We start from the raw sequence: 19360 nt of genomic DNA, 5'->3' as shown, positions 1-19360 counted from the left end.
GCTTCAGGTCCGGAACGGTCGCGCTGCCCCTCGCCCGACCCGTTACGCGGGCCACCCGCCTCCGCAGGGGGAGGGAACGCGCAGGTTCCCCCGCTCTCATCCGTCGATGATGTGTCTGCCTCGTAGCCCGCGCGGCGCGGAGGGACAGGCGCGCGCAAGGGCGCCGCCGATGTTTCACGTGAAAACGGACGCATCACTCTCCGGCCGGCAGCGCCGCTGCTCCACCTCGCCCGGCGCCCCTGCGGCGGGCGAGCACCCGGTGCCGGAGGCGATCGAGGGTGAGGTAGACGACGGGGGTGGTGTAGAGGGTCAGGATCTGGCTCACGATCAGGCCGCCCACGATGGCGATCCCCAGCGGCCGGCGCAGCTCGGCGCCCTCGCCGCTGGTCAGGATCAGCGGGACGGCGCCGAGCATCGCCGCCAGCGTCGTCATCATGATCGGCCGGAAGCGCAGGAGACAGGCCTCGCGGATCGCGTCCACGGGATTCGCGCCCCGGGTCCGCTCGGCGTCCAGCGCCACGTCGATCATCATGATCGCGTTCTTCTTCACGATGCCGATGAGCAGGAACACCGCGATCAGCGCGATGATGGTGAATTCGGTGCCGGTCACCAGCAGGGCCAGCACCGCGCCGACGCCGGCCGAGGGCAGGGTCGAGAGGATCGTGAGCGGGTGCACAAAGCTCTCGTACAGGATGCCGAGCACCGCGTAGACCGCCAGGATCGCGGCGAGGATCAGGAGCGGCTGGCGCGAGGCCGAGGCGACGTAGTTCTTGGCCGCGCCGGCATACTCGCCGTGGATCGTGGCCGGGAGGCGCAGGGAGGACATGGCCCGGTCGATCGCCTCGGTGGCATCCGACAGGCTCCTGCCCGGCGCGAGGTTGAACGAGATCGTGGTGGCCACGAACAGGCCCTGGTGACTCACCTGCACGGGGGCGCTCCCAGGCTCGATCCGCGCGAAGGCCGAGAGCGGGATCATGGTCTCCTTGGCGGCGGAGACCGGCGCGCTCGAGGAGGCACCGCCCTTGCTCGCCGCGATGGCGTTGGCCGAGGCATTGCGAGCCGAGTCCGACGCGATGGCGGCGGCGTTCGAGGCCGTGTCGGCCGTGCTGGCGGAGGCCGCCGCGACGGTGCTGCCCGCGCTGCTGCCGACCGCGCCCGTTCCAGCGGCGGCGCCCGTGGAGGTCGTGACGGAGACGCCGCTGCCCGGGCTGCTGGTGCCGGTGGCCGGGTTGGTGTTGACGCTCCCGCCCGCTGCCACGGTGCCGGCCACCGCGTTGGTGATGGCCGAGCCGGGCGCGTTGCCGCCGGAGGTCGAAACGTAGATCTGCTTCAGGGTCTCCGGCGATTCCAGGTAGCGCGGGGCGATCTCCATCACGACGTGGTACTGGTTCAGGGGGTTGTAGATGGTCGAGACTTGGCGCTGGCCGAAGGCGTCGTAGAGGGTGTTGTCGATCTTGTTCGGGGTGATCCCGTACCGGAAGGCCGTGGCCCGGTCGATCACCACGCGGCTCTCCAGCCCGCCCTCCTGCTGGTCCGAGGTGACGTCTGCGAAGGTCGGGTCCTTCTGGAGGGCGGCCAGCAGCTTCGGTGCGGCGGCGAACAGCTCCTCGGCGGTGTCGCCCTGGAGGGTGTACTGGTACTGGGCGAAGCTCTGGCGGCCGCCCATCTGCAGGTCCTGGCGCGGGAACACGTAGAGGCGCGCGCCGGCCACCTGCGCGAGCTTCGGCCGGAGCCGCGCCATCACGGCGGAGATCGGCGCCCGCTCGGTGAGCGGCTTCAGGCCGACGAACACGTTGGCCGAGTTGGTGCCGCGGCCCCCCGTGAATCCGACGACGCTCTCCACCGCCGGGTCCGCCCCGACGATCGCGGTCGCCTGCTTGAGCTTGGCCTCCATGGACTGGAACGAGATGCGCTGGTCGGCCTGGATGCCGCCCATCATCTGACCGGTATCCTGCTCGGGAAAGAAGCCCTTCGGGACGATGACGTAGAGGTAGACGTTGAGCCCCACGGTGGCGAGCAGGCTCAGGAGCACGAGGCGCGGATGGGCCAGCGCCACGGAGAGCGTCCGCGCGTAGGCGTCGAGCAGCCGGGAGAAACCGCCCTCCAGCATCCGGATCAGCAGGTTCGGCCGGTGTCCCGCCGCTCGTGCGTGACCCTCGGCCCGCAGCAGCCGTGCGCACATCATCGGTGTGGTCGTGAGCGACAGCACCAGGGAGATCAGGATCGACAGCGACAGCGTGACCGAGAATTCCTGGAAGATGCGACCGACGAGGCCGCCCATCAGCAGGATCGGCAGGAACACCGCGATGAGCGACAGGCTCATCGAGATCACCGTGAAGCCGACCTCCCGGGCGCCGATCAGCGCCGCCTCCAGCCGGGGCTTGCCCGACTCGATGTGGCGCTGAACGTTCTCCAGCACCACGATGGCATCGTCGACCACGAAGCCCGTGCCGATGATCAGCGCAGTGAGCGACAGGATGTTGAGCGAGTAGCCGAGCAGGTACATCGCCGAGAATGTGCCGATGATCGAGATCGGCACGGCGACCGCCGGGATCAAAGTGGCCCGCCCGGAGCGCAGGAAGCCGAACACCACCAGGATGACGAGGCTGACGGCCACGATCAGCGTCTCCTCGGTGGCGGCCAGCGAGGCGCGGATCGTGGCGCTGCGGTCGCCCGTGAGCTTGATGTCGATGCCGCCCGGCAGCGCCGCGGTGATCTGCGGCAGCGCCTCCTTCACGGCGTTGATGGTCTCGACCACGTTGGCGCCGGGCTGCTTGTAGACGAACAGCAGCACCCCGGGCTTGCCGTTGACGATGCCGAGGTTGCGCTTGTCCTCGACCCCGTCGAGCACTTGGCCCACATCCGTGAGCTTCACCGCGGCGCCGTTCCGGTAGGCCACGATGATGTCGCGGTAATCGTCGGCCTTGCGGCCCTGGTCGTTGGCGTAGAGCTGGTAGCGGCGCTCGCCGGCATCGATCTCGCCCTTGGGCGAGTTGGCGTTGGCCGAGGCCAGAGCCGCCCGGATGCCCTCCAGGCCGATGCCGTAGTTGAACAGCGCGGTGGGATCGAGCTCGACCCGCACCGCCGGCAGGGACGAGCCGCCGATATCGACGTTGCCGACGCCCGGGAGCTGCGACAGCTTCTGCTGCACCACGGTGGCGGCCGAGTCGTAGACCTGGCCCCGGGTGAGCGTATCCGAGGTCATCCCGAGGATGATGATCGGCGTGTCGGCGGGGTTGAACTTGCGGTACGTCGGGTTCTGCCGGAGCGAGGCCGGCAGGTCGGCACGCGCCGCGTTGATCGCCGCCTGGACGTCGCGGGCCGCCCCGTCGATGTCGCGGTTCAGGCCGAACAGCAGCACGATCCGGGTGGAGCCGAGCGCGTTCGTGGAGGTCATCTCGTTGACGTCCGCGATGGCGCCGAGCCGCCGCTCCAGAGGCGCCGCCACGGTGGTCGCCATGGTCTCGGGCGAGGCGCCGGCCATCTGCGCCTGGACCAGGATGACGGGGAAGTCGATCTGCGGCAGCGGCGCCACCGGCAGCTTCAGGAACGCGAACAGGCCGGCGAGCAGCACCCCGATGGTGAGCAGCGTCGTCGCCACCGGCCGGCGGATGAACGGCTCGGAGATGTTCACGGGAGGAGACTCCCGGATTCAAGCACGAGCGCCCGCCCTCCCCCCTCTGCGGGGGAGGGAGGCCCCTGCGTCAGCAGGGGTCGGGAGAGGGGAGCGCCGGTGCCGGACAGGTCATGACCTTGCCGCACCGCGACGGCCTTGCCCACCGCTTCGAGCACGGCGCCGAGATTGCTCAGGACGAGGTCGTTCGGGAATCTCAGGACGGTGAACCCCTGGCTCTTCAACCAAGCATCGCGCTTCGCATCGCGGCGGCCATTGATTGCGTGCGGTTCGCCGTCCAGCTCGACGATCAGGCGCGCGGAGGCACAGAGAAAATCGGCGATGTAAGGCGGAATCGGAACTTGCCGCCTGAACTTAAGCCCATGAAAGCGCCCGGCGCGCACCTGCTGCCAGAAAAGATCCTCCGCTTTGGTCCGCTCGCGGCGCTGGCCTTTCGCGAAGCTGCGCAGGCGGGCTGAGATCGCTTCGAAGCGGCGCCCGTCATCCCGGGATACGCCTCGTCCGGAGACGGCACTCCCCTCTCCCGACCCGCTTCGCGGGCCACCCTCCCCCGCAGAGGGAGGAGGGCATGCGGCGGACTCGTCCCGCCCCGTCACGGTATCACCTCCCCGCCCTCAAGCCCGCGTCGCCCCATGACGCGCCGCTCCAGGCGGTCGAACGCCAGATAGATCACCGGGGTCGTGAACAGGGTCAGCACCTGGCTGACGATCAGGCCGCCCGCGATGCAGATGCCGAGCGGCTGGCGCAGCTCCGAGCCGACGCCGCTGCCGAGGATCAGCGGCACCGCGGCGAACAGGGCGGCCAGCGTCGTCATCAGGATCGGCCTGAAGCGCAGCAGGCAGGCCTGGAAGATCGCCTCCCGGGGCGGCAGCCCGTCCTCGCGCTCCGCCTGGAGCGCGAAGTCGATCATCATGATCGCGTTCTTCTTCACGATGCCGATCAGCAGCACGATGCCGATCACCGCGATGATGTCGAGGGAGAGCCCGAACAGCATCAGGCCGGCGAGCGCCCCGATCCCCGCCGAGGGCAGGGTCGACAGGATGGTGATCGGGTGGATGAAGCTCTCGTAGAGCACGCCGAGCACGATGTAGACCGTGACGATCGCCGCCATGACCAGGAACAGCTCGTTGCCGAGCGCCGACTGGAAGGCGAAGACCGAGCCCTGCGGCACCACCCGGAACGAGGCCGGCAGGCCGATCTCGGCCTTGACCCGGTCGATCGCCTCCACGGCCTGCCCGAGGGCCGCGCCGGGTGCGAGGTTGAACGACACGGTGGTCGCCGGGAACTGGCCGAGATGCGAGATCAGCAGGGGCGCCCGACGCTCGCTGATCCGCGCCACCGCGGAGAGCGGCACCTGCCCGTTGGTCGCGGTGGAGGAGGGCAGGTAGATCGTCTCGAGGCTGCGCAGGGTCGTGTGCAGGGTCGGGTCGGCCTCCAGGATCACCCGGTACTGGTTGGACTGGGTGAAGATCGTCGAGATGATGCGCTGGCCGAAGGCGTCGTAGAGTGCGTTGTCGATGGTCGCCGGGGTGATGCCGTAGCGGCCGGCGGTCGGACGGTCGATGGTGACGTAGGCGGCCAGGCCCTGGCCCTGGTGGTCGCTGGCCACATCGGCCACCACGGGGGACCGCGCCAGCGCTTCGGTGAAGCGCGGCACCCAGGTCTCGAAGTCGCCGAGGTTCGGGCTCTCCAGGATGACCTGGTACTGGGTCGCCGAGACCGCGGTGTCGATGGTCAGGTCCTGGACCGGCTGCATGTAGAGACGCATGCCGGGTTCCCCCGCCGTCGCCGCCGTGATCCGCCGGATGATCGCGCTCGCCGAGGCCGTGCGTTCGTCCTGCGGCTTGAGGTTGATCAGCATCCGGCCGGAATTGAGCGTGACGTTCTGGCCGTCGACCCCGATGAACGAGGACAGGCTCGCGACGTCTGGATCCTTGAGGATGATCGCCGCCATCCGCTGCTGGCGCTCGGCCATGGCCGCGTAGGAGACCGACTGGTCCCCCTGCGTGATGCCCTGGATCACGCCGGTATCCTGCACCGGGAAGAAGCCCTTGGGGATGATCACGAACAGGTAGACGGTGAGCGCCAGCGTTCCCAGCGCGACCAGCAGGGTCAGGACCTGATGGTCCAGCACCACCCGCAGGGAGCGGCCGTAGGATGCGATGGTGCCGTCGATGGCGCGCCGGCCGAGGCGCGAGAGCATGCCCTCCCGGCGGCGGAGCTGGGTCTCGGGCGCGTGCTTCAGGAGCCGCGCGCACAGCATCGGCACCAGGGTCAGCGAGACCACCGCGGAGATTATGATGGTCGCCGCGAGCGTGATGGCGAATTCATGGAACAGGCGTCCGACCACGTCGCCCATGAACAGCAGCGGGATCAGCACCGCGATCAGCGAGACGGTGAGCGAGATGATGGTGAAGCCGATCTCGCGGGAGCCCTTGAGCGCCGCCTCGAGCGGCGAATCGCCGGCCTCCACGTGGCGGGCGATGTTCTCGATCACCACGATGGCGTCGTCGACCACGAAGCCGGTGGCGATGGTGAGCGCCATCAGCGACAGGTTGTCGAGGGAGAAGCCATAGAGGTCCATCACCGACAGGGCGCCGATCAGCGACAGGGGCACCGACAGGCTCGGGATCAGGGTCGCCGACAGGCTGCGCAGGAACAGGAAGATCACCAGGACCACGAGGGCGATGGCGAGCCCCAGCTCGAACTGCACGTCCTCCACGGAGGCGCGGATCGTGGTGGTGCGGTCGGTGAGCGGCGCCACCGCCACCGCGGCGGGCAGGCTCGCCTGCATCTGCGGCAGCAGCGCCTTGATCTTGTCGACCGTGGCGATGACGTTGGCGCCGGGCTGGCGCTGGATGTTGAGGATGACGGCTGGGGTCTCGTCGGCCCAGGCGCCGAGCTTGGTGTTCTCCGGCCCCTCGACCACGTCGGCCACCTCCGAGAGTATCACCGGGGCGCCGTTGCGGTAGGCGATGATCGCCGCGTCGTAGGCCTTCGGGTCGCGGATCTGGTCGTTGGCGTTGATCGCGTAGGACTGCTTCGGGCCGTCGATCGTGCCCTTGGGCGTGTTGACGTTGAGGTTGGTGATGGTCGTGCGCAGGTCGTCGATGTTCAGCCCGTAGGCGGCCAGCGCCCGGGCGTTGAACCGCACCCGCACGGCCGGGCGCTGCCCGCCCGAGATGCTCACCAGGCCGACGCCGGCCACCTGACTGATCTTTTGCGCCAATCGCGACTCCGCCAGATCCCGGACCTGGGTCAGCGGCAGGGTTTTCGAGGTCAGGGCGAGCGTCAGGACCGGCGCGTCGGCCGGGTTGACCTTGGCGTAGATCGGGGGTGCCGGCAGGTCCGACGGGAGCAGGTTCCCGGCGGCGTTGATCGCGGCCTGGACCTGCTGCTCGGCCACGTCGAGGGACAGGTCCAGGCTGAACTGCAGCGTGATGACCGAGGCTCCCGCGGAGGATTGCGAGGTCATCTGGTTGAGGTTGGCGAGCTGCCCGAACTGCCTTTCCAGGGGGGCCGTGACCGAGGAGGTCATCACCTCGGGGCTCGCGCCCGGATAGAAGGTCTGGACCTGGATCGTCGGGTAATCGACGGCCGGCAGCGCCGACACCGGCAGGTTCAGGTACGACACGCCGCCGACGATCAGGATCGCCAGCATCAGCAGCGTCGTCGCCACCGGGCGCAGGATGAACAGGCGCGACGGGTTCATGGAAGGCGCACCGCCGCGGCCCTTCCCCCCGTGCGGGCTATGATGGTTACATATCGGCTCGCGCAGGACGCAGCCCGCCCCCTCTCCCGAGCGCGAGCGGGGACCCGCGCCTCGTCGAGAGAGGTATGGGATCGGTCGCCCATGCCTGGGAGGATGGCCCGTGCGTCAGCGGAGGCCGGGTCGGGACGCCGTTTCGCCAGGAGGGCGCGACGGTGCCGCGGATGCTGCGACGCGCGCCGGTGACTGGCGCGTCGCGCAGCCCCTCTCTCCCCCTGCGGCGCAGGGAACCTGCTCTTGCAGTGGGGAGAGGGCGAGAGGCGGGATACGCGCGCCAAGGCCCGACTCACGGCTGCTGCCGGCGCCCGTGCCGGCGGCCGCCCTCCGGGGCCGCCGGATGGCCGGGATCGGCCGCCGCATCCGTCCCGGAAGCCGGCTTCGCACCGGGCTTCTCATCCGCTCCGGTGACCCCGCCGGTCCCGGCGGCCGCCTGTGCGCCCTCCGTGATCCGGACCTCGGCGCCGTCCTTCAACCGGTCGGTGCCGTCGGTGACGACACGGTCGCCCGGGTTCAGGCCGGAGACCACGACCGTGTTGGTCCCGTCGGTCTCGCCGGTCTTGATCGGCCGGACCGTGACCTTCTTGTCCCCGTCCATCAGGTAGACGTAGGTGCCGGGCGTGCCCTGGAGCAGGCCGGAATTCGGCACCAGCGTCGCGCCCCGCACCGTGTCGACGGTGAGCTTGGCGTTGACGAACTGGTTCGGGAACAACTCCTCGTCGCCGTTGTCGAACAGGGCGCGCAGCTTCACCGTGCCGGTGGTCGTGTCGATCTGGTTGTCGACCGTGTCGAGCTGGCCGACCGCGATCTCGTGGGCGTCGCCGCGGTCGTAGGCGCGTACGACGAGCTTTGCGCCGGCCCGCACCCGGCGCATCACCCGCGCCACGTCGTCCTCCGGCAGGGCGAAGATCACCGAGATCGGGTGGAGCTGGGTCACCACCACGATCGCCGTGGAGGCGGCCGAGATGTAATTGCCCTGATCGACCTGCCGCAGGCCGACCCGCCCGTCCACGGGCGCCGTGATGTGCGTGTAGGCGATGTTGAGCTTCTGCTGGTCGACCAGTGCCTGGTCGGCCGCGACCGTGCCCTCGTTCTGCTTCACCAGGGCGGCCTGCGTGTCGACGTTCTGCTTCGAGATCGAGTCCTGCCGGTTGAGCGTCTGGTAGCGCTGCAGGTCGAGTTTCGCGTTCTGCAGCAGGGCCTGGTCGCGGGCGAGCTGCCCCTGGTACTGGGCGAGCAGCGCCTCGTAGGGCCTGGAATCGATCTGGGCGAGTTCGTCACCCGCCTTCACGGCCTGACCCTCGCGGAACTTCACCTGGGTGAGATAGCCGCTGATCTGCGACTTCACCGTCACGGTGGCGAGCGGCGTCACCGTGCCGAGACCCTGGAGCACAACAGGCATGTCGCCGGCGGTGACCCCCGCGACGCCCACCGCCTGCGCCATGTCCGCGCCGCCATGCCGGCCGCCGCGGCCGCCGCTCTTGTGCGCGGCGGCCGGCTCGCCCGCCTTGTCGGTGCGCGCCTCGTACCACCGCTGGCCGATCGCCCCGGCGCCCGCCAGGAGGACGAGGATCACGAGCCAGCGGATCGGCCGGAAGCGCCGCCGCGACCGGCCGTCGCGCGCGGGCGCCTCGCCGGGCTGGTAGGCGCGCGCCGTATCGGTGCGGATCGGTGAACTCTCGTTCATGCCTGACTAGAGCACATGCCGGACGCCTGCGCGACCGATGGCACCCTATCCCTCGCTGTCCACGCCCCCATGGCGCATGTCCTTGCCGCGGCGCGGGCGCCGGGACGTCCCGGCCGCGCCGCGCTACGGCGGCTCCGACGGACTCATCCGGGAGCGTACGCTAACGCGGCTGTACGGAGCCCGGACGGTCCTGACCGCTGCGACATGTTCGATGCACGGGCGGCCGATCGATGCCCGGTCAATGCGCCGTCACTAGGGCGACGAGGTTTCAGCCGTGTTGCTGGGTTCCCCGGCCGAACCATCCAGTGCCGTCGCCGGTGTCGCATAGGCCTTCAGCACCGCGCAGAATGGCGCGTCCACGGGCGCGACCGGCACGCTTCGCCGCAGGGCGAGCCCGAGGCCGGTGATCAGCAGGGCAAGGAGAAGGCAGCGCGTCGTCCGCATCGTCGGTTCCGTGGTCCCTATCGGTAGCGGAGTGCCGGCCGCGGAAACGCCGAAAGGACCACTGATCCGGAGATCGGTGGTCCCAAACGGGGACCGGAGCGGCACACCCCGCTGCCGGGGCGAGGGGGCGAAGCCCCGATGACGAGAGCGCCGCTCCAGCCGTGATCGATACCTACGATACGAGTGATGAAAGTCAACATTCGTCACACTGCAATTCAACCAAGACGGGTGGGTCTGTGCGGGCCCGCACATTCCGCAGAACGCCGCCCGCGTGCTACAGGCCCGGCATGTTCCGGTCTCCCGCTGCGCCCGAAGCGGCGTCCCGCCCCGCATGAACCCGGTCTTCGCGGCCCTGCCGACCACGGTGTTCGAGACGATGTCGCGGCTCGCCCGCGACCACGGCGCAATCAATCTCGGCCAGGGTTTTCCCGACGATCCGGGCCCGGCCGACCTGCGCGAGCGCGGCGCCCGGGCGCTGGTCGACGGCTGGAACCAGTACCCGCCGATGATGGGGCTCCCGGTCCTGCGCGCGGCGGTGGCCGCCCATTACGCAGAGCACCAGGGGCTCGTTCTCGACCCCGAGACCGAGGTGATGGTGACCTCCGGGGCCACCGAGGCGCTCGCGGGCGCGCTGCTGGCCCTGATCGAGCCGGGCGACGAGGTCGTGCTGTTCGCCCCGATGTACGACGCCTATTTGCCGCTGGTGCGCCGGGCGGGCGGCGTTCCGCGGGTCGTCGCCCTGCAGCCGCCGGCCTTCCGCCTCGACGAGGGGGCGCTGGCGGAGGCCTTCGGGGCCCGCACGAAGGTCCTGGTGCTGAACAACCCGCTCAATCCGAGCGCGACTTTGTTCGACCGGGACGATCTCGCCCTGCTCGCCCGCTATTGCACGCGCTTCGACGTCACCGCCATCTGCGACGAGGTCTGGGAGCACGTGGTCTTCGACGGAGCCCGACACCTGCCGCTGATGGCTCTGCCCGGGATGCGCGAGCGGACGGTCAAGATCGGCTCGGCAGGCAAGATCTTCTCGCTCACCGGCTGGAAGGTCGGCTTCGTGATGGCCGATGCCCGGCTGATGCAGGGGCTGGCCAAGGCGCACCAGTTTCTCACCTTCACGACGCCGCCCAACCTTCAGGACGCGGTCGCGTATGGCCTTGCCAAGCCCGGCGCGTGGTTCGATGCCATGCGGGCGGGCTATGCCGGCTCTCGCGACCGGCTGGCCGGGGGCCTGCGCGACCTCGGCTTCCGCGTGCTGCCCGCCCAGGCCACATGGTTCCTCAACATCGACATCGCGGGCCTCGGCCACGCCGACGACGTGGCCTTCTGCGAGGCGCTCGTCACCCGCCACGGCGTCGCGGCGATCCCGGTGAGCGCGTTCTACCCGGACGCCTCCGTGCGAAACCTCGTCCGCCTGTGCTTCGCCAAGGACGACGCCACCCTCGACACGGCGCTCGACCGGATGAGCGGCCTTGCCGGGGGTGCGGCGTGATGGTCGCGCGGGCGTTCCTTGTGGGGATCCGGCCGGGGGGTCACATCGTTGGGGAGAATGGCCTCCCCACGGACCCCCGCGATGGACTTCACCCAGGCTCCCCGGCAGACCGCCAGGACTTGGCGCTTCGACCGCGCCGAGACTGTTCCCGGCGGCGAGACCTTCATCGGCGGCAGGCCACCGTTCCTGTCGGCGGATCTCAGCCGCGAGGCGAGCCTCGCCCGGCTGGAGACGCTGGCCCACCTCATGGACACGGCCTTCCTCATCCCGGGCCTCAACCGGCGGGTCGGGTTCGACGCGCTGATCGGCCTCGTGCCGGTGATCGGCGATGTGGCCGGCATGGTGATCTCGTCCTTCATCGTCTACGAGGCCAAGCGTCTCGGGGCGCCGCGCTGGCTGCTGGCCCGGATGGGGCTGAACGTCGCCTTCGACGGGCTGGTCGGCGCGGTGCCGCTGGCGGGCGACCTGTTCGACGCCGCCTTCAAGGCCAACCGCCGCAACGTCCGCCTGCTGCGCCGCTGGATGGAGCGCACCGGCGGCGTCCGCCCGAACGAGATCGACGGCATCGCGACCCGCCTCGACGGCTGATTGTCTTGGCCTCGGGTCTCACCGAGATCGTTTGCGCATCCGCGACCTTCCCTCTCCCCCCGCGGCGCGCGGTCTCCTCCCCTGCGGAGGAGGGCGGCGGTCTGGTCCTTCCAGGGTGGCGGTCATGAACGAGATCGCGCGCCCCGGCGACAGCGAGGTCGTTCCCGTGCCGATGCCCGGCGCCCAGCCGGTCGTCCTGCGTCCGGACGAGGGCGCACCCCCGCCGCCCGCCCCGGCGAACCGCCGCGGACTCTCGCCGCTCAGCCGGCGCCGGCTCGACAATTTCCGCCGCAACCGGCTCGGCTATTGGTCGTTCCTGATCTTCGCCACGCTGTTCGGCCTCAGCCTGTTCGCGGAGTTCCTCGCCAACGATCGCCCGATCGTCCTGTCCTACAAGGGGGAATGGCTGGTCCCGGTGCTGGTCGACTACCCGGAGGAGAAGTTCGGCGGCTTCCTGGCGGTGACGGATTTCCGGTCGCCCGAGATCCGCAGGGAGATCGCGGAGCACGGCTGGGCGATCTGGCCGCCGATCCGGTTCTCCTACGACACGATCAACGAGGACCTGCCGACGCCCTCGCCGTCGCCGCCGACCTGGACGCTCTCGGACGCGCAGTGCAAGCCGGTGGCCGAGAAGCTCGGCGGCGCCACCTGCGCCGACATCCCCTGGCACTGGCTCGGTACCGACAACACGACCCGGGACGTGTTGGCGCGGGTGATCTACGGCTTCCGCATCTCGGTGCTGTTCGGGCTGATCCTGGCCGCAGTCTCGTCGGCGATCGGCGTGGTGGCCGGGGCGGTGCAGGGTTATTTCGGCGGCTGGGTCGATCTCGCCTTCCAGCGCTTCATCGAGGTCTGGGGTGGCATCCCGACCCTCTACCTGATCATCATCATCTCGGCCTTCATCGCGCCCGGCTTCTTCGTGCTGCTCGGGATCATGCTGCTGTTCTCCTGGGTGGCGCTGGTGAGCGTCGTGCGCGCCGAATTCCTGCGGGCGCGGAACTTCGAGTACGTCCGGGCCGCGCGCGCGCTGGGCCTGTCGAACCTGCGCATCATGACCGTTCACCTGCTGCCGAACGCCATGGTGGCGACGTTGACCTTCCTGCCGTTCATCCTGAACGGCTCGATCACTACGCTGACCTCCCTGGACTTCCTGGGCTTCGGCCTGCCGCCCGGCTCGCCCTCGCTCGGAGAACTCCTCGCCCAAGGCAAGGACAACCTGACGGCGCCGTGGCTCGGGCTCACCGGCTTCCTGGTGATCGCCGTGATGCTGAGCCTGCTCGTCTTCGCCGGCGAGGCGGTGCGCGACGCCTTCGATCCGCGCAAGTCCTTCGCCTGAGGCCGGTTCGGCGCGCCGCAAGGCGCCCCGCCAAATGACGCGGGGACCGATGCGAATTTTACGGTTCTGCACAAACATTGCGCGATTTCATCGCAAAGCCGATGAGCCACGGCCCAAGATCATTTCAGGCGCCCTCTGAACTCGGGTGTAACGGTCTCTCCCGCCAACGAAAACCCGGCCGCGCGATCGCCGAAACATTCGCAGGTCAGACCTCGATAAATCGCCCGGGAAGTGTCGCCGTAATGCCGATAATGCAACCCCAACCTGTAAGCGTGGCCGGTTGATGCATACCTAAACTTTCAATCGCTCGCGAGGAATTGTATGGATCACCTTGCCTTTTTCCCAGACTGTCTTAACTCGCAGTAAGAGGGGACCACATCAGGCTTCCAAGCCAGGGAAAGAGAGAATGTCTGAAGCTACGCCGACATCCCAATTGCACTACATCGAACGGACCGTGGACGTCGTCGCGGCCTACGTCTCCAACAACTCCCTGCCGTCGGCCGAACTGCTGTCGCTGATCGCGAGCATCCACGAGGCGCTGAATTCCATCGGGTCCGGTCCGTCGACCTCGGCCGAAGAGACTGTCGAGCGCCCGACGCCCGCCCAGATCCGCAAGTCGATCCGCCCCGATGGTCTCGTCAGCTTCATCGACGGCAAATCGTACAAGACGCTGAAGCGTCACCTGACCAAGCACGGCCTCGATCCGCAGAGCTATCGCGAGCGCTACGGCCTGCCGGCCGACTATCCGACGACGTCGGCGAACTACTCGGCGCAGCGCTCCGCGCTGGCCAAGAGCCTCGGCCTGGGGCAGCCCGGCCGCGCTCTGCAGTCCGAGAAGCAGGAGGTTCCCGAGGACGAGGCGGCATCCACCCCCGCGCGCGGCCGCCGCAAGGCTGCCACCGCCCCGGTCAAGGGCCGCTCCAGCCGCAAGACGGTCGAGGCCGCCTGATCGCACCGGGACGGACCGGCCGGATGCGGGCTCTCGATCGGGAACGATCGGGAGCCTTTTCGGTTCGGAGACGGCACGGGGGCGCCCTCCCGTTCGGACCGGCACAACAACCGCTGGTTTAAACCTATGATAAGATCTGCAGCGTAGGGTCTCCACTCGGCAGAGCTCGCAGAGATCGGGTCCAACACGCCGGGAGTCGGATGGGTGTCGGGAGCGATCGCTTTGGAATGCCCCCTGGCGGGGCTGGAGACGCAACGCCTCCAGGCCCTCGGGAAGTATCAGATCGCGGGTACGGCACCCGAGGAACGGTTCGACACGATCACGCGGCTGGCCGCGAGCCTGTTCCGCGCGCCGATCGCCTACATCTCGCTGATCGACGAGCACCGCCAATGGCTCAAGGCGCAGATCGGTCTCGATCTCGAGCAGACGCCCCGGGTCAGCTCGTTCTGTACCCACACGATCCGTTCCGATGACGTCCTCGTCATCCCGGACACGCAGCACGATCCGCGCTTCTCGGACAATCCGCTCGTCACGGGCGCGCCGTTCGTCCGCTTCTACGCGGGCGCACCGCTGATCACGGCCGACGGGTTCCGGCTGGGCTCGCTCTGCGTGGCCGACACGGTCCCGCGCCGACACTTCCCGGCCCGCGATCGCCGCGCGCTGGCGGATCTGGCCGCGATGGTGGTGCAGCAGATGAACCTGCGGCACAGTTAGCTCGCACGGCTCTCCATGATGGGCTTTGCGAACGCCACCGAACTGGCGCTGCTCGCCATCAACCAAGAGGGGCGGATCCGGTTCGCCAACCGCGCTTCGGCCGCCCTGTTCGGCTACACCATCGACGCGTTGCTGGGCGCGCCCTTCGAGCTGATCTTGCCCGAGCGGATGCACGCGGCCCACAAGGCCAGCCTGGCACGGATCTTCGCGGGCGACGAGGCCAAGCTCGTCGGCCGCAGCACCATCGAGTTGATCGTCCAGCGCAAGGACGGCTCGGCCTGCCCTGTCGAGATCGCGCTGTCGCTCTGGCACGACGATCGCGGGCCGAACCTCGGGGCCATCATCCGGGACATCTCGGAGCGGCGCCGGCGCGATGCCGGCCTGCTCCGCCTCGCCCACCAGGACGCCTTGACCGGCCTCATCAACCGCCGCCGGTTCGAGGTCCTGCTGAACGACCTCTACCGGCACGGCAAGGCCGCCGCGGTGCTGCTCTTCGACCTCGACGGGTTCAAGGCCGTCAACGACAGCCTCGGCCATGCCGTCGGCGACGGGCTCCTGCAGGCGATCGCGAGCCGGGTCCCGGCGGAGCTGCCGCGCCGGGCCGTGATGGCGCGGCTGGGCGGCGACGAGTTCGCGGTCCTGTTGCCGGGGACCGGCGATCCGCTGGCGGCACGCGCCTGCGCCGCCGCGATCCTGACGGCGCTGGCGGATCCGGTCATGGTCGAGGCGCATGTGCTGCGGGTCGGCGCGAGCATCGGCTTCGCCCTGGCGCCCGACCATGGCCGGGACGGCGAGGAGCTGATCGCCAGTGCCGATCTCGCGCTCTACCGCGCCAAACAGGACGGCGGCGGCAGCGCCCGGATATTCCTGCCCGACATGCGCCACGCCGCTTTGGCCCGCCGGAACACCCAGGACGAGCTGATGCGCGCCCTGCACGGCGACGAGCTGGTGCTGCACTACCAGCCGCAGGTCTGCCTCGCGAGCGGCCGGCTCGTCGGCGCCGAGGCCTTGATCCGCTGGCAGCATCCCCGGCAGGGCCTTCTCCTGCCCGGCGCGTTCCTGCCAGCCATCAAGATGAGTTCGCTGGCCCTCCCGGTCGGGGCCTGGGTGCTGGACGCCGCCTGCCGCCAGGTCGCGGCTTGGCGCGCCCAGGGGCTGGCGCCCTTCCGGGTCGGCGCGAACCTGTTCTCCGCCCAGTTCAAGGCGGGCAACCTCGTCCGGGAGGTGGCCGATGCGCTGGCGCGCCACCGCATCGCGCCGGAGGCGCTGGAACTGGAGATCACGGAGCGCGTCGCCCTGCAGAACGACGACCGCACCCTCGGCACGATCCGGGATCTGCGCGCCCTCGGGGTGCGGATCGCCTTCGACGATTTCGGAACCGGCTACGCGTCCCTGAGCACCCTCAAGCGCTTCCCGCTGACGACGCTGAAGATCGACCGCACCTTCGTCAGCGACCTGCTCACCCAGGCCAAGGACGCGGCGATCACCCGCGCCATCATCCGGATGAGTAACGATCTCGGCCTCGACACGGTCGCCGAGGGCATCGAGACCCACGGGCAGGAAGTCGCCCTGCGGGCGCTGGGCTGCACGGTCGGACAGGGTTTCCATTACGGCCGGCCGATGCCGGCCGCGGCGCTGGCGGATCTGCTGACGGATCCTCCGGGGGGCGACGGGTGGTCGACGGGCCCGGACCTGAGCGCGGCCGGGTGAGGCGCGCTCGCGGAAACGGCCGTTCGAGCGCATCGGGCTGGATATCGGATCCGGGGCGATGCGCCGACTCGTCGCCCGGCACCGCCTTTTTCCCGAAAGCCGGCGGCCACCTTTCGGGGCGATGCTCCGTAACCAGACTTTGATCGCCTGGGAGAGCGATTGTAGACTCGACTCCCGGATCTGCTTGTTCGAACCAACAGCTCGTTAACGGAGCCCCTATAGCGCTGGTCTCGATATCGTTCGAGCGTGGCCGTTGGCTTCCAGGTCCATCATCCCGTTCATCACGCGCACGACCCGGCGCACCTGGCAGCAGGCGCTCGATCTGCGCGCCTGGGCCGCCCTCGGTCTCGCCCTCCTGATCACGGGCTCGGCCGGGCTGTTCATCGTCCACCTGCAGACGCGCGCGGTCGACGACAACGAGCGGAGCCTGAGTGGCCTCGCCACGGTCCTGGCCGATCAGGCGGACCGGTCCCTGCAGGCGATCGAGCTCGTCCAGGACGCCGTCCTGGCGGAATTCCGCACGGCGCAGGTCACTACGGCGGAACACTATGCCGAGACCGCCTCCAAGCTCACGATGCATATGGCGCTCCAGACCTGGATCGCCGCGCTGCCGCAGGCGAACGCCATCACCCTCGTGGATCGGGCCGGGACGCTGCTGAACTTCAGCCGCTACTGGCCGATCCCGAACGTCAACATCGCCGACCGGGACTACTTCAAGGTGCTGTCGTCCGACCGGAACCTGCAGCGCTACGTGGGCCGGCCCGTCCAGAACCGCGGGGACGGCGCCTGGACGATCTACATCGCCCGGAAGGTCGCGACGCCGGCGGGCGCGTTCCTCGGCCTCATCCTGGGCGCCGTCGAACTCGGCTATTTCGAGGATCTGTACGCGCAGATCTCGCCCGCGGACGATGCCGTCGTGTCGCTGTTCCGCAACGACGGCATGCTTCTGGTCCGGCACCCGCGCCGCGACGGGACGATCGGCCGGATCTTCCCGGGGGCGGGCGCGGCCCTGATCGCGTCGCGGAACATGCCCGGCGATGTCCTGCGCACGGTCAGCCCGATCGACGGTCAGGACCGCCTCATCGCGGCCCATGCGCTGAAGAACTACCCGCTGGTCCTCAGCGTCAGCCGCACCGCGGAGGCCTGCCTGGCGGCGTGGCGCCAGCAGGCGGCCATCGTCGGCACCGGCGCGATCCTGCTCGATCTGGGCCTGCTCGGCCTGGTCCTGATCGGCCGGCGGCAGACCCGCGCACAGGAGCAGCTCGCCCAGGCCGAGGCGGCCCGCGCCGCGGCCGAGGCGCGCGAGCGCAGCGAACGGGATCGCCGCGTCCAGGATGCCCGGTTCGGCATCGCCCTGGACAACATGGTCCAGGGCCTGTGCCTGTTCGATCGCGACGGCACGCTCATCGTCATGAACGCGCGCTACGCGCAGATGTACGCGGTCCCCGACGACCTGCGCCGGCCGGGTACCGCGCTCCATGCCCTGCTCGACCATTTGGGCGTCCCGCAGCGCGGCCTCGGACCCGTTGCCTCGCAGGCGCTCGTGACGGCCTGCGAGCGGACGGCGGCGCACGGCCACGCGGTCGCCCTCACCTGCGACTTCGCCGACGGCCGGGCGGTCGACGTGGTCCACGCGCCGATCCCCGGCGGCGGCTGGCTCTGCACCCACGAGGACGTCACCGAGCGCCGCCGGAGCGAGGCCCGTATGGCCCACATGGCCCGGCACGACGCGCTCACCGGCCTGCCGAACCGCCTGGTCCTGAAGGAGCGCATGGATGCGGCGCTCGGACGCCGCGACGGGGGCGGCCCGGCCACGGTGCTGTGCCTCGACCTCGACGGGTTCAAGGTCATCAACGACACCTACGGGCACCCGGTCGGCGACGCGCTGCTCTGCGCGGTGGCGGCCCGATTCGTCGACAGGGTGGCGCAGGACGACCTCGTGGCCCGGCTCGGCGGCGACGAGTTCGCCGTCGTCCAGGGGACGCCCGGCCCGCCCGCGGATGCGGCGCGCCTGGCCCGGCGCCTCGTCGAGGCGCTCGAGGCGCCGATCATGGTGAACGGCCACACGCTCGCGATCGGCACCAGCATCGGCATCGCGGTGGCCGAGGGCACGTCCGGCACGGCCGCCACGCTCCTGCGGCAGGCCGATATCGCCCTGTACCAGGCCAAGGCCGCCGGACGCGGCACCTGGCGCTTCTTCGACCCGGCGATGGATGTCGAGATCCAGCGCCGGCGGCAGCTCGGAACGGACCTGCGCCGCGCCCTCGCCGAGGGCCAGTTCGAGCTGCACTACCAGCCGATCGTCGGGGCGCACAGCCAGGCCCTGCACGGCTTCGAGGCCCTGCTGCGCTGGCGCCATCCCCAGCACGGCCCCGTCAGCCCGGAGGAGTTCATCCCGCTGGCCGAGGAGATCGGTCTGATCAAGCCGCTGGGCGCCTGGGTCCTGGCCACGGCCTGCACGGCGGCCGCTCGCTGGCCCGAGCCCGTCAGGATCGCCGTCAACCTGTCGCCCCTGCAGTTCATCGGCGAGGGCCTCGGCGCGGACGTGCGGGCGGCGCTCGCCGTCAGCGGCCTGAGCCCGGACCGCCTCGAACTCGAGATCACCGAGTCCGTCCTGCTGCAGGACAACGCCGCGAACCTCGCCCTCCTGCGGGAGTTCCGCGCCGCGGGCGTACGGATCGCCATGGACGATTTCGGGACCGGGTATTCGAGCCTCAGCTACCTGCACCGGTTCCCGTTCGACAAGCTCAAGATCGACCAGTGCTTCGTGCGCAGCCTCGCCCGCGATGGGGGCAGCGTCGCGATCCTGCGGGCCATGATCTGGCTCGGGAAGGCCCTGAAGATCGACGTCCTGGCCGAGGGGGTCGAGACGCCAGAGCAGGCGCAGATCCTGCGGGAGGAGGGCTGCCACGAGCTGCAGGGCTACCTGTTCGGCAGGCCGGCGCCCGTGTCGGGCCTCGCCGCGATCCTGGCCCTGACATCCGACAGCCTGCGCGCCCTCGGTCCGGCGCCGGACCGGGATGCCGAGCCCGGCGTGGCCGCCTGA

Annotated in this window: 12 protein-coding genes; 7 read left to right on the top strand and 5 right to left on the bottom strand. The window is 69.8% G+C overall.

Going from position 1 to position 19360, the window contains the following annotated elements; translation table 11 throughout:
* Positions 1-193: 193 nt before the first annotated feature.
* The 5 genes from Q8W67_RS10560 to Q8W67_RS10540 form a co-directional block, all read right to left on the bottom strand.
* Positions 194-3634, bottom strand: coding sequence for an efflux RND transporter permease subunit (locus Q8W67_RS10560; protein WP_305544889.1), 3441 nt, complete (start codon positions 3632-3634; stop codon positions 194-196).
* Positions 3631-4230, bottom strand: a complete 600-nt coding sequence (locus Q8W67_RS10555; protein WP_305544885.1) for an endonuclease domain-containing protein — start codon at positions 4228-4230, stop codon at positions 3631-3633. The genes Q8W67_RS10560 and Q8W67_RS10555 overlap by 4 nt, the downstream gene beginning before the upstream one ends.
* Positions 4227-7346, bottom strand: a complete 3120-nt coding sequence (locus Q8W67_RS10550) for an MdtB/MuxB family multidrug efflux RND transporter permease subunit (protein WP_305544883.1) — start codon at positions 7344-7346, stop codon at positions 4227-4229. Before Q8W67_RS10550 ends, Q8W67_RS10555 begins: the two co-directional genes overlap by 4 nt.
* A gap of 343 nt (positions 7347-7689) precedes the next feature.
* A complete protein-coding gene (locus tag Q8W67_RS10545; protein WP_305544880.1) occupies positions 7690-9087 on the bottom strand; it encodes an MdtA/MuxA family multidrug efflux RND transporter periplasmic adaptor subunit in 1398 nt (465 codons plus the stop codon).
* A gap of 252 nt (positions 9088-9339) precedes the next feature.
* Positions 9340-9531 (bottom strand): hypothetical protein, encoded by a 192-nt coding sequence (locus Q8W67_RS10540; protein ID WP_305544877.1) that lies wholly within the window; start codon positions 9529-9531, stop codon positions 9340-9342.
* A gap of 331 nt (positions 9532-9862) precedes the next feature.
* On the opposite strand from Q8W67_RS10540, the gene Q8W67_RS10535 reads away from it, so the two are divergent.
* The 7 genes from Q8W67_RS10535 to Q8W67_RS10505 all read left to right on the top strand — a co-directional run bounded on the left by Q8W67_RS10535 (position 9863) and on the right by Q8W67_RS10505 (position 19360).
* Positions 9863-11017, top strand: a complete 1155-nt coding sequence (locus Q8W67_RS10535) for an aminotransferase (RefSeq protein WP_305544874.1) — start codon at positions 9863-9865, stop codon at positions 11015-11017.
* An 81-nt stretch (positions 11018-11098) separates the two neighbouring features.
* Positions 11099-11605, top strand: a complete 507-nt coding sequence (locus tag Q8W67_RS10530) for a DUF4112 domain-containing protein (RefSeq protein WP_305544871.1) — start codon at positions 11099-11101, stop codon at positions 11603-11605.
* A gap of 124 nt (positions 11606-11729) precedes the next feature.
* Positions 11730-12941, top strand: a complete 1212-nt coding sequence (locus Q8W67_RS10525; protein ID WP_305544868.1) for an ABC transporter permease — start codon at positions 11730-11732, stop codon at positions 12939-12941.
* A 406-nt stretch (positions 12942-13347) separates the two neighbouring features.
* On the top strand, positions 13348-13890 hold the full coding sequence (locus Q8W67_RS10520) for a MucR family transcriptional regulator (RefSeq protein ID WP_305544866.1): 543 nt from the start codon (positions 13348-13350) through the stop codon (positions 13888-13890).
* A gap of 204 nt (positions 13891-14094) precedes the next feature.
* On the top strand, positions 14095-14604 hold the full coding sequence (locus Q8W67_RS10515; RefSeq protein WP_305544864.1) for a GAF domain-containing protein: 510 nt from the start codon (positions 14095-14097) through the stop codon (positions 14602-14604).
* Between the two features lie 15 nt (positions 14605-14619).
* Positions 14620-16314 carry a bifunctional diguanylate cyclase/phosphodiesterase gene (locus Q8W67_RS10510; RefSeq protein ID WP_305544861.1) on the top strand — a complete coding sequence of 565 codons (1695 nt, stop codon included), beginning with the start codon at positions 14620-14622 and terminating at the stop codon, positions 16312-16314.
* Between the two features lie 253 nt (positions 16315-16567).
* Positions 16568-19360, top strand: a complete 2793-nt coding sequence (locus Q8W67_RS10505) for an EAL domain-containing protein (protein ID WP_305544858.1) — start codon at positions 16568-16570, stop codon at positions 19358-19360.

It is taken from the genome of Methylobacterium sp. NEAU K (assembly GCF_030700285.1).
Classification (GTDB): Bacteria; Pseudomonadota; Alphaproteobacteria; order Rhizobiales; family Beijerinckiaceae; genus Methylobacterium.
Note: the sequence above shows the minus strand (reverse complement) of the source record. Positions and strands in the feature narration are given on the sequence as shown.

Bases quoted from the DNA above. Each gene is read 5' to 3' on its own strand.
- Q8W67_RS10550 (WP_305544883.1), bottom strand. From the start codon at position 7,346: ATGAACCCGTCGCGCCTGTTCATCCTGCGCCCGGTGGCGACGACGCTG.
- Q8W67_RS10545 (WP_305544880.1), bottom strand. From the start codon at position 9,087: ATGAACGAGAGTTCACCGATCCGCACCGATACGGCGCGCGCCTACCAG.
- Q8W67_RS10540 (WP_305544877.1), bottom strand. From the start codon at position 9,531: ATGCGGACGACGCGCTGCCTTCTCCTTGCCCTGCTGATCACCGGCCTC.
- Q8W67_RS10535 (WP_305544874.1), top strand. From the start codon at position 9,863: ATGAACCCGGTCTTCGCGGCCCTGCCGACCACGGTGTTCGAGACGATG.
- Q8W67_RS10530 (WP_305544871.1), top strand. From the start codon at position 11,099: ATGGACTTCACCCAGGCTCCCCGGCAGACCGCCAGGACTTGGCGCTTC.
- Q8W67_RS10525 (WP_305544868.1), top strand. From the start codon at position 11,730: ATGAACGAGATCGCGCGCCCCGGCGACAGCGAGGTCGTTCCCGTGCCG.
- Q8W67_RS10520 (WP_305544866.1), top strand. From the start codon at position 13,348: ATGTCTGAAGCTACGCCGACATCCCAATTGCACTACATCGAACGGACC.
- Q8W67_RS10510 (WP_305544861.1), top strand. From the start codon at position 14,620: ATGATGGGCTTTGCGAACGCCACCGAACTGGCGCTGCTCGCCATCAAC.